Origin of the sequence: Niveispirillum sp. (genome assembly GCF_017996735.1) — a bacterium.
In the GTDB taxonomy this organism is placed as follows: domain Bacteria; phylum Pseudomonadota; class Alphaproteobacteria; order Azospirillales; family Azospirillaceae; genus Niveispirillum.
The window spans coordinates 1-11,606 of record NZ_JAGOGJ010000173.1 but is presented as its reverse complement, the minus strand read 5'-3'; the positions used below and the strand labels follow the sequence as shown (position 1 = coordinate 11,606).

Here is an 11,606-nt window from a genome sequence, read left to right as displayed (position 1 = left end):
GGCCTGCAGAAGGGACCGGGCCGCAAGGATCTGGAAACGATCGGCCCCCTGCCCGCCAGCTTCACGGACCTGGGCGCGGAGATCACCGATTTCGCCGATACGGCGGCCATCATGGCCAATCTGGACCTGATCATCACCTCCTGCACGGGTCCGGCCCATCTGGCGGGGGCGCTGGGGCGGCCGACCTGGACGGTGCTGCCCTTCTCACCCGACTGGCGCTGGCTGGCGACGGGTGAGGATACGTTCTGGTACCCGACCATGCGCCTGTTCCGTCAGGACGCGCGCGGTGACTGGGCACCGGTGATCGCCAGGGTGGCGGATGCTCTGGCAGCACGCAAGGGGCCCCGTCGGCCCCGCCCTAAACCCAACCCACGAAAGGCTTGATCCCGCCCGTCGCCATGTCGGGTTCCACGCAAAGGCTGGCCCGCTCGTTCAGGCGGGCGGCCAGTTGGCTGAACCCGCTGGCGGCACTGATACCGACTATGTCGGCCTGGGTCAGCACGTGGAAATCCTGCAGGAACTCCAGTCCGGGCCAGGCCGGCCCGGCATCATGCAGGGTCACCGGCCGGAATTCGCGGAAGGCCGACCGCACCGCCGGGATATCGTCGCTGGCGAGATACAGGACCGGCTTGTCCAATGTTGGCCACAGATCGCGCAGCCAGTCGACATAGCTTTGGGTTTCCGTGATCGGATAACCGTAGTGCAGGAAATCGCCGCGCCGGATATGGATGGCAACAACCGTATTGCCCACGGCGCGCAGCGCATCCACCGGCGGGTCGATCCAGGGTGCCCATTGCGGTCGCGGACGCATCCAGGACCGGACACGGTCGCGCACCGCCAGCGGATATTCATACAGGAACAGCGGCGACAGGGCGTCACGGTCGACCGGCGCCTCCCCCTGCCGCTCCCCGGTGACAAAACCGTTCAGGATACGGCGGCAGAAAGGCCACGGGGGCAAGGGACCGCTGGGGACCGGGTCATCCAGTTCGAAATAGGCACCGCCCACCCAGTCCGGTGTTTCCAGTACACAGCCCTGCTGTTCGGCGTAAAGCCGCAACAGCACATATTCCAGCACATTGTGCGCGAAGCGCCCGCGATTACCCAGGGTGGTGGAGGTCAGGCGCGGGCGCGTGGGGTCGGGGTTGGTGGCGCGTTGCCAGTGCCAACCCTGCTGCCGCCGCGTCCGTTCCAACGCCGCCAGGGAGCGCACCGTGAACATCCAGCAATTGTCGCTGCGCAGATTTTCCAGCCGGGCCACCGCACCGGCCGAATCGCCATCGGCAAGATCCAGCGCCGACAGGGCCGTGCGGCACTCCACCGGATAGATCCGGCCGGCCAGCGGGATCGTCTCCAACCGGGTGAAGATGCTGCGGGCCTCCACCTGACGGCCGCCACGCACCAGCAGCAGGTAAAGATATTCCAGACAGCTCGATACATCCGTCCCGTCCAGGGGCAGATAGGCTGCCAGGGCCGCCTCCGCTTCCGCATCGCGCCCCTGGTCGACCAGCGTGGCAACGATCCGCGCGCGTGCGGCCGGCAGCCCAAGCTGCGCCGACCGGCGATAGCAGGTCAAAGCGCTTTCCAGATCGGCCTGTCGGTAATACAGATTGGCCAGGTTGAACCAGATTTCCGGACGGTCAGGCGACAGGCACAAGGCCCGTTTCAAGGCAGCCTCCGCCTGTTCGATCTCGCCTTCTTCCAGCAGGGCGTTGCCCAGGCTCATCCAGGCGGACAGCATGCCGGGCTGGAGGGACAGGGCCCTGCGCTGGCAGGCGATCGCCTCTTCGTTCAGGTCATCCTGACGCAGCAGCACGCCCAGATCATGGTGGATTTCAGCTCGCCCCGGCTCCAGCCGCGCGGCGCGGCGCAGGGCACGGATGGCGCCGGCGCGGCCCGCCCCGCCGGCACCGGCCGACGCCGCCCCCAGCGCATGCCAGGCCGCCACGTTCGACGGGTCCAGCGCCAAGGCCGAACGCCAGAGCGCCAGCGCCCCGTCCCTGTCGCCACGGACCGACAGCGTATTGGCCAGGTTCAGCCGCGCCTCCACCATTGACGGTGCGTGCTGCAAGGCCCGTGTCATCAGCGCCACGGCCGTATCCACCCGCCCAGCCTGTCGTTCGGTCAAGCCCAGCAGATGCAGGGCTTCGGCATTGTCGGGCTCGGCGTCCAGCACCCGGCGATAGGCGACAGCCGCGCGGTCGACATGACCCGCGCGATGGTCGTCCAGGGCCGCGGCCAGAAGATCAGATGTTGTTTTCATTCGACAAGTCGACGGGACCGTGCCGGAAAGGCACCCAATCCTTCTGGTCGGGCCGGTATTGCAGGCCGTAGGGGGATTTCAGGAAGATCTTGTCCCGCTGCGGGCTCTCCCGCAGGGTGCGCTCCTGATCCACCAGCGGCGATGGGGCGAACACCTTCTCCCACAGTTCCGGCGTCTCGACGGCACGGCCCGCATTTTTCACATAATTCAGGGCGGCATCGCTTAGCTGCCAGCAGCTTTCGACCATATCGTAATAGCCCATGATATCCTCCCCTGTGCCCGTCCAGCGGGCCACTGATACAGGAACCCGATCACGCCCCGCAAGTTTTGCCGGCCGCGCGCCGCACCCGCGACAATTCACGCAAGGCGTCGAACGCGGCATCGAAAACCGACTGCCAATCCTGGTCAATTGTCTGCCGGAACAGTCGCATGCTGGGATACCACGGTGTACCGGCCGTCCGGTCGCCATAGACCCAGTAGGGCATGTATTGCACCAGATTCCAGACGGGCGTGCCCAGCGATCCCGCCAGATGTGCCGTGGAACTGTCGGTCATGATCAGCAGGTCCAGCTTTTCCAGCATCGCGGCCGTGTCGGCGAAATCGTCGATATGCGGCCCCAGCGGCGTGACCAGCAGGCGGCTCGACAGCGTCTCCAACTGTTCTTCCGGCGGGCCCTTCTGCAAACTGTACAGCCGCACGCCCGGCACCTCGCCAAAGCGCAGGAACCGCGACAGGTCGGTGGCCCGGCGCTGATTGTCGGCAAAGGTGACGCGACCGGACCAGATGATGCCGACGCGCAGGATGCCCGGCTCCGCCGGTCCCAGCACACGGGCGGCCTTGGCCCTGGCATCGGGCGGAATATGCAGCGTGACGGGCGGCGGCACAGTGTGGAAGGTGGTGCCGCAGAGATGGGGCAGGCTCATCTGCGATGCCTGCACATCGAAATCCGGAAAGTCGGAACCAGCCGGCACGAACTCATCCACGGGCAGACCGCCCAGAACGCGGCGCAATTCCGGATGGCATTCGAACAGGATGCGCCCACCCCGCGCCTTGACCAGGGTGACATAGCGGGCGGCCATCAGCGTATCGCCGAACCCCTGTTCGGTGGACAGGAATATCCGTTTGCCGTTCAGCGGACCGCCATCCCAGGGGGTGCCCGGCGTCGGACGGGTGCGGTAGCTGGCGATATGGCGGCGGGATTCGTACTCGCGGAACCCCTCCTCATACTCGCCTACCTGCAGCAGGGTCAACGCACGCTCCCATCGCAGCGCGGGCGTCACCGGCCCGATGGCCATGGCCTGATCCAGAAGCAACAGGGCCTCGCGATAGGCGGCAGCCTTGCGCCGGGCGATCACGGCATTGAACATCAATTGCGGATTGGCGGGAAGCAGCCGCATGGCCTGCGCATGGGCCTCGGCCGATTCATCATGGCGGCCGACATCCGTCAGCAGGTTGCCAAGATTGGACCAGATCCCCGAATTGCCGGGATCGAATTCCAGACCCCGACGGTGGCAGATCATCGCCTCTTCGCTGCGGCCCAAACGCCGGAGCAGGATGCCCAGCGTGCTCCATGCCGCGCCATCGCGCGGATTGGCGCGCAGCATATCCTCCGTCGCGCGCAACCCCTGCTCGTCGCCGCCTGCCAGTACCGCTGGTAGCGGCGTGACAGCGGCGGCCGGCACGGGAGCGGCGGGCACAGGGGCCGGTGACACTACGGCGGCGGGGCGGGCGGATGACGGCTTGGCGGGGGCGGCGGCTTTACGCTTCTTGGTAGTCACGATGTTCTGGCTCTCGGACGCGGAATGCTGCCTCACCAGGCGACGCGGACCTGGGCGGTCAGCGCATGCTGGGTACGGTTGTCGCTCAATTCCGCATCATAGCGCGCGGACAGGCGCATGTTATCGGCAACTTCCATGCTGACGCCACCGCCCAGAACGGCGGTGTCGCGCCCTGGTTCCGCCGCACGGATCGTGAAGGACTGGCCCAGCAGGGCCTGGCGGGTGCTGTAGCCGGGCTTGGACAGGTCATGCTCCCAGCGGGCCGACAGTTCCGGTACCAGGGTGCCGCCACCGGCCAGCGCCACCGGATGGGTGAACCGCAGACCGAAACCACCGCGCAGGTCGGCATGCTTGTCGTCGGCCACGGACAGGTTCAGGGCATCGGCCCCCGTCTCCGTAAACCCGTCGGCATCGCTGCCATCATAGCGCAGGAAGGCGCTGGGCGTGATCACGGCACCGCCCATATCCAGACGATACCCCGTCTCGATGGCGGCACCGACACTCTTGCCATCGGTCTTGCCATTGGCGGTGCGGCTCAGGGTGCCGACGGTGACGTTCCGGCGTGTCTCATAGTCGCTGAAGGTCAGGCCCGCCTGGGCATCGAGAAACAGCGCCTCTCGGCTCCACCCCATGTACCCGCCGACATAATAGCTGTCGATGCTGGCCCGGCCGCTATCGTCGCGGCCCGTGACGCGGCTGTCGGCATAACCGACGGCGGCACCAACCCGCACACCCTCGGCGGCGACACCATAATCGATGCCGGCCAGACCGCCCGCCATGCGGTGGCGGAAACCGGGATTGTTGCCGTCGCTGCTGGTGCGCGCCTTGTTGCCGAAGGCACGGCCCCAGGCCTGCCAGCCGTCACCACCGTCCTGCAGGCTGCCCTGGCGGCTGGCCACCAGATTGCCGAAGCCCCGGCTGACATCTACGGCGGCCAGCGGCAGGTTGGCGTTGAACTCCCCGGCAATGTCGGACAGGGCGCCCGGCAGGGCGATGATGCCCAGCGGGATCAACGCGTTCAGGATCGGCTGCGCCGCCGTGCTGCGCGCGGCTTCCAGCGCATCCACGGCCCCGCCGGCAGCGCGCTGATTGGCCGTCAGGCCCGACAGCCCGGCATAGGAGGCGACGCCGACATAAAGATCGACGCTGTTGGCACTGTACAGCGCGACAATGCGGCCGCTGGCGGGCAGGCCGGCCGTAGGCTGGGTGATGGTAGCGAAGGTGCCGCTGACGCCGCCTTCCGCCTGCACCACACCGGCCAGACGCTGGCCCAGCGACAGGGTGTAGCTGTTGGTGCCCGCGGTTTCCCCAGCGGCATAGGTGATGCCGCGCAGGACCGGCGTCAGGGTCACGCCCGTACCGATCGTATAGGCATTGCCGGCGCCGGTGACGATCACCCGCGAATAATTGCCGGCACCATTGCCCGTGCCGGCGCCATCGATTTCCAGCACCAGCGTGCTGTTGGCCTGCTGCGTGACGGGACCGGTGAAGGTCAGCGTGCCGGGGGAGTTACCGGGCCGCAGCGTACCGGCGATGGTTGTCGCTCCGGCGATGCGGCCGCTCCCGCGCAGCGTGCCCTGCGCACCCACGGTGACGGGGGCGGTCACCAGGCTGTTCACGGACAGTTGGCCATTCTCCACCTGCACCGCACCGCCTGTCAGCCCGCCCGTCAGGCTGGCCTGACCGCCATTGCGCAGGGCAAAGGTGCCACCGGCATTGTTGATGGCGCTGGTGAACTGGGTACGCCCGCTGGTGGCGACAACCAGGGTGCCCATATTGGTGACGGGGCTGGAAATCGTCCCCTGGCCCGCCCCGGTCAGGGTGAAGGGCGTGGCGGCGGCGGCGGTATTGATGATACCGCCCGACAGGGCGATATTCTGCCCGGCATTGTCCAGCGTGCCACCCGTGGACGCGATATTCAGCGCCAGGGTCACAGGCTGACCGGGGCTGCCGAGCGCGCCGGTCGCACCGGGGCGCAGGGTGCCGCCATCGAAGGTCAGCGTGCGGGTGCCCGACAGGTTGGTGCCCAGGCCCGCCGCATCATCGGTTGTGTAGAAAGCTTGATTCTTGTCGATGACCGCCCCCAGGTTTCCGGCCGCATTGGGGGTGCAGGTCGGGCACAGCGTGATCACGACATTGTCGATATTCTGCGCGGCACCCAGGCTGTCCGCCACGAAGCGCAGCACCGACTGGCCGCCGAACGCCTGGACGTTGAAGCTGTAGGTGACCCAGTCCGTGGGCGGGGCGCTGTCGCCGACATAGTCGAAGATCAGGGCGTCGCCGAAATAGGCGCTCAGACCCTGGCCGCCCTCGCTCTTGTACTGGAAGGTGACATTGTACCGGGCGCCCACGCCTGTGGCCACGGCCTGGCTGAGCGTGTTGGTGGAGAACAGGAATTCTGCGCTGTTGCCAGTGCCGTCCGCGCCGATGCCGGCGCGCAGACCCGACGGATCGCTGCTGTTCCAGTAATCGAAGGCCACCGCATCGGACCCGGCGACATTCGTCAAACTTTCAAAGCCGCCATTGCATAGCAGCGCCCCGGCGTCGCAAGTGGCCGCGTCGGCCTCCGCAGGAACCAGGGGCGGGATCACCACACTCAACAGCAGGGCCATCTTGATGCTCGACATAGTCGCCGGCCGACGTGCAATCCTGCTCATGAATTCTGTTCCCCTCTCCAAGATTAACGGCTCTATAACAGGGTATAGACTGAATGTGGCCAGATATGCCGGACAGCAGCCGACATATGGACAACAAAGACCCTGTATAACGTACTATCGTCAGAAACGCTTATAATTTAATGAATCTCGTTACCGTGGGCCTGTGACCTTAAGGTTAATGAGATCGACCACGGCATTTGCGATCCGGACAGCAACACTTTCCCAGTCCCCCTCCTGCTCCGACCGGAACATACGCACGCAGTCGTACCAGACCGTGCGATCAGGATGGGTCAACCAGCGCCAATCGGCCAGCCAGGGCAAGGCCAGGAATGCCGGCCGGCCCATGGCGCCGGCAAGATGGATCATGGCACTGTCGCAACTGATCACAAGGTCAAGATTGGCGATGATGGCGGCACTGTCGACAAAGCTGCCGAAGGTTCGCTCCCGTTCGGCATCGGGGAAACGCGTGATGCCAAAGGGTCCGGCCAGGTGGTCCAACTGGTCCAGACCGACATCCTGCTGAAGATTGAACAGCCGCACGCCGGGCACGGCCGCCAGCGGGGCAAAGGCGGCCAGCGGCATGGAGCGGTCATCCCCCGCCGCCCGCCAGTTGATCCCGACCTTGAACCCGTCCATCCCGATGCGCCGGCCCCAGGCGGCAACCCGATCGGCCGGGGGGTGCAGATAAGGCAGGTCGGCACCCGGCACCGTTTCCGGCGTATCGCCACACAGGCCCGGCAGGCTCATCAGCGGTGCATGGCAATCGACCGGCGGTAGCGGCTCCCCATGGCAGACAAGCTGGTCGATATCGGGCACACAGTGCAGGATGTCGCGCATCGTGGGCTGACACTCGAACACGGTCCGCGCGCCCTGACGCTTCAGCACCGACAGGTAGCGGATGAATTGCAGCGTATCGCCCAGCCCCTGTTCGAAATGCACCAGGATGGTCCGGCCCGCTAGCGGCGATCCATCCCAGAGTGGCACGCCCGGAAGCTCCCGGCGCCAGCCCCAGACCGTCTGCCGGTTGCGCCAGTCATAGTGCGGCCAGCCTTCCCGCCAGTCACCCAGGGTGATCAGGCAGACGCCGAGATTCTTGTGGTATTCGGCGACCAGCGGCGCCAGCCGCACCGCTCTTTGATACCATCGGGCGGCCTCTGGCGCCCTTCCCTGCCGCCGCAGCGCGCCGCCCAGATTGTTGACGACCGACCCCGCATCGGGCGCCAGGATCATGGCCAGGCGATAGGCCCGCTCCGCCGCCGCGTACCGGCCCAGCGCCATCAGCACATTGCCCAGCCGGAAGGCGGCGTCCGGAAAATCGGGCTGGTGGGCCAGCAGCCGTGACAGCAACACCGCCGCCGCCTCGTGCCGCCCCTGTCTGGCGAGCAGGCTGCCCAGCCGGAACAGCGTATGGATATGGTCCGGCCGCAGCCGCCATGCCTCCTCCAGCACCGGCAGCGCCGCATCCTCCCGCCCCGCATCCTCCAGCGCGATTCCCAGGTTGAACAGGGCCACGGGATGACGGGGTGACAGTTTGACGGCCCGGGCAAAATGCAGGACGGCAAGGTCGGGGCGGCCGGCGGCATGGGCCGCCGCCCCCGCCTCGATTTCTTGACGGAAACCGTCATCGACCATCGCCCGCCCCCTTCGGCCTTTCCGCTTCTGCATAGGGGTGGACAAGCGGCTTCACAAGTCCGGCCCCCGGTGTGCGCCGCGATGGGCGTCCGACCATCGCCTATCTGTCCGCCCGCTTCCAGACCCGGCAGCTTTCCGCCGCACGCCCGACCAAGGCATCGCGCACGCGGGCCACTACGGGCGCCCAGTCCCCTGCCCGCTCCTGCCGGAACAGGGTCATGGACGGATACCAGTCGGTCTGGTGCCCGCTTTCCCGCCAGCGCCAGTCGGCATTCAGCGGCAGGATGGTCCAGACCGGGCGACCCAAGGCGCCGGCCAGATGCGCTGGTGCCGTGCAGGAACTGATGATCAGGTCGAGATTGGTCATGATGGCCGCCGTGTCGGCGAAATCCGCGATCTCCGGCCCCAGATCGGTGAAACGGGCACCCAGCCGACCGGCCAGCCGGTCCAGATCGGCCCGCCCCCCGCCCTTTTGCAGCGCGAAGAAGCGTACCCCCGGCACCGACAGCAGCGGCAGCAGCGCCGCCAGCCCCGGTGACCGGCGGCGGTCATCCTTGAATTCCGGATTGCCGGCCCAGACCAGCCCCACCTTCAACCCGTCATCTCCCGCCAGCCGTGCCGCCCAGCACTCCGCCAGCGCCGGTTCCGCCGACAAGTAGGGGGCAAAGGCCGGCACCGCCGTCTCACCCAGCAGATGCGGCAGGCTCAGCAGTGGCACATGCGCATCGTGCGTCGGCAGGGGCTGTCCCGTCGCCACCACACTATCCACACCGGGCAGGGTGGCAAACAGGCGCAGCAGCGGGGCCGCACACTCCACCGCCACCCGCGCGCCCCGTGCCGCCAGCAGCGGTGCATAACGTGCGAACTGGATGCCGTCGCCCAGCCCCTGCTCATCATGCAGCAGCAGGGTGCGTGCCGCCGGGTCCCCACCCGTCCATGACGGCGACGGATAGGCGTGGGGGGGCGCCCGGAACTCCCGCAGCTTCTTGCGCCATTCATAGGCCGCGAAACCTGCCCGCATCTCACCCTTCAGCAGCAGACAGGTACCCAGCAGCGTATGGGCTTCGGCATGGCCGCCATCCTCCGCGAGCGCCCGGCGGCACAGCACCAGCGCCGCGTCGATGCGGTTGCGGTTGCGCTCCAGCAAGGCCAGGTTCACCCAGGCATCGGCGAAATCCGGTTTCAACCGGACGGCCCGGTGCAACCATGCGGCAGCTTCTTCGTCCCGCTCCCCCGTCTGTGACAGGGCCAGACCCAGATTGTTCAGCACCGCCGCCTCGTCGGGCATCAGCACCAGCGCCCGGCGATAGGCGTCGATGGCCTCCCCGTACCGCCGCAACTGCTTCAGCACGACGCCCAGATTGGCATGGGCGCGGCCCTCCCCGGGTGTCAGGCACAGCAACTCCCGCCAGACCGGCTCCGCCTCCGCATACCGGTCCTGGGCCATCAGCGCCGTGGCCAGCAGGAAGCGTTGCAGGGTACAGTCGGGCACCAGGGTGATATAGCGGCGCAGGGGAACCAGCGCGCCTTCATAATCCTTCTGGTCCAGCAGCACACTGGCCAGATTATGCTGGGCCAGATCGAAATCCGGGTCGATCAGCACCGCTTCCCGCCCCGCGATGGCCGCCTGCTCCAGCCGCCCCAACTGCCGCAGCGCCGCACACAGGTTGGAAAAGGCGGGTGCATTAGCATGCCGCCGGCGCAGTGACCGGGCCAGCAGCGGCACGGCCCCTTCCGCGTCACCGGCCAGCAGTACCATGGCCCCCAGCGCATGCAGCGCATCGGGGTCCTCCGGGCGCAGGTCCAGAATATGGCGGAAGGCGGCTTCCGCCTCCGCTATCCGGCCTTCACTCTGAAGGGCCATGCCGTCGGCCATCAATTGCTCGGCGCTCCTGCTCATCCGTCGGTCCCCGGCGCCACCCAGCCCATGCGGGTGAACTCCGCCAGCCGGGTACGCAGGCTGGCCGGGAACCCCTCATCGATGGGCACACGGGTCAGGGCCGTCCACATACCGGGAATCGCCCCCTCCTCGAACCGGCCGGTGGCGAAGAACCGTTCCAGCCGGGCGCGGTTGACCATGTCATCCGCGCCGAAGCTGCCGATCATCTCCCGATGGGCGAAGGCATCCAGCTTGGCCAGGAACCGGTCGAAGCCGCCCATCCAGGTGAAGTGCCAGCCGGCCGCCGCGATCACCTCTCCGATCCCCTGCTTGGCCAGATACCGCATATTGTTGGCGCCCACCCGGCGCACCAGTTCAAACGGCGCCGCCGCGACGGAAACCCAGGGTTCCGGCGCCCGAAGGTTCAGGAAATAGAGATGGATGTCCAGATGCGGGGCGAACAGCGACGGCCCGTCATCCCCCGTGGCGCGCAGCCGTGTGATGATCTCGGGCCGCAATATCTCATCCGCGTCGCTGATGATCACCATGTCGGCCGGTGCTGCCCCGGTCAGGCCGCGCAAGATGGCCTGGCGCTGGTGCGCCTCCCGCACCCAGGCGAAACCACCGGGATCATCCTCCACCACGACATGGATGATCTTGTCTTCATAGGCCGCGAACCGTTCCCTGTTCTCCGCGAAATATAGCGGCTTGGGCGCCCCGGCATGGGTGAAGGCCGCCTCCACCAGCACAAAATGGTCGACCACGGGCGACAACTCGGCCAACCGCAAATCCAGAAGGTCCAGTTCGTTATAGAACTGAAAACAATCATAGACCTTGCGTCCCTGCGCTGGCGGGACCGGCAGCGGCGGGGCCTGGGGACCGGTGGCGTCGAACCAGGACAGGAACGCGTCATAGCCGCGCAGCGTGCCCCACATTACCGACCGCTCGCCCTCGTCATTGCCCTCCAGATACAGCGACTGTTCGATCTGCGTCATCAGGGCGCGCGCATTGTGCCGCCAGTCCGGCCCCATCCGGCCATTGGCACCTTCATTCATGACCGTACCCAACACCTCCAGCAGCAACCGCTGCGACTGGGCCAGCCGCGCTGCGTTCAGGCGGTAGTAGCCGTCGCGATCGCCGCCCGGCAGCACCGCCTGACGCAGCAGTTCCACCTGCTGGTCGCGGCGCCCGGCCATACGGTGGCGCGCCGCAATCATCCGCAGCAGCAGCGACCGGCGCTGACCGGGATCGGTGACGGTCGCCGCCTGCCGGGCCAGACTGACATCCTCGCCCAAGGCCCCGGCCACCAGTGCCATGGCGAGGAACAGACGCCCGGCCTCCGTCATGTCCATGGCCTCGGCGCCCGCCAGGGCCGTCTGTTCCCCGCCATGGCACTGGTG

The 11,606-nt window shown here is 67.1% G+C and carries 7 protein-coding genes and 1 pseudogene; 1 reads left to right on the top strand and 7 read right to left on the bottom strand.

What is annotated here, in order from left to right:
* The coding region (locus KBA48_RS29770; RefSeq protein WP_292912319.1) for a glycosyltransferase family 9 protein at nt 1-384 on the top strand (384 nt) is incomplete at its 5' end.
* Here the strand turns inward: KBA48_RS29770 and KBA48_RS29765 are convergent.
* From KBA48_RS29765 to KBA48_RS29735, 7 genes and pseudogenes are all read right to left on the bottom strand, one after another.
* Nucleotides 359-2,260, bottom strand: coding sequence for a tetratricopeptide repeat protein (locus KBA48_RS29765; RefSeq protein WP_292912318.1), 1,902 nt, complete (start codon nt 2,258-2,260; stop codon nt 359-361). The genes KBA48_RS29770 and KBA48_RS29765 overlap by 26 nt on opposite strands.
* Nucleotides 2,244-2,522 carry a hypothetical protein gene (locus KBA48_RS29760; protein WP_292912317.1) on the bottom strand — a complete coding sequence of 93 codons (279 nt, stop codon included), beginning with the start codon at nt 2,520-2,522 and terminating at the stop codon, nt 2,244-2,246. The genes KBA48_RS29765 and KBA48_RS29760 overlap by 17 nt, the downstream gene beginning before the upstream one ends.
* 49 nt (nt 2,523-2,571) lie before the next feature.
* Nucleotides 2,572-4,038, bottom strand: coding sequence for a tetratricopeptide repeat-containing glycosyltransferase family protein (locus tag KBA48_RS29755; RefSeq protein ID WP_292912316.1), 1,467 nt, complete (start codon nt 4,036-4,038; stop codon nt 2,572-2,574).
* Between the two features lie 32 nt (nt 4,039-4,070).
* Entirely contained in the window at nt 4,071-6,695 is a 2,625-nt protein-coding gene (locus tag KBA48_RS29750) for an autotransporter domain-containing protein (RefSeq protein WP_292912315.1), read from the bottom strand.
* A 150-nt stretch (nt 6,696-6,845) separates the two neighbouring features.
* The gene (locus KBA48_RS29745) at nt 6,846-8,327 is read right to left on the bottom strand and encodes a tetratricopeptide repeat protein (RefSeq protein WP_292912314.1); all 1,482 of its coding nucleotides are present in this window, start codon (nt 8,325-8,327) and stop codon (nt 6,846-6,848) included.
* 100 nt (nt 8,328-8,427) lie between these two features.
* On the bottom strand, nt 8,428-10,227 hold the full coding sequence (locus KBA48_RS29740) for a tetratricopeptide repeat protein (RefSeq protein ID WP_292912313.1): 1,800 nt from the start codon (nt 10,225-10,227) through the stop codon (nt 8,428-8,430).
* Nucleotides 10,224-11,606, bottom strand: a pseudogene (locus KBA48_RS29735) (hypothetical protein); the annotation flags it as partial. The gene KBA48_RS29740 and the pseudogene KBA48_RS29735, both read right to left, overlap by 4 nt.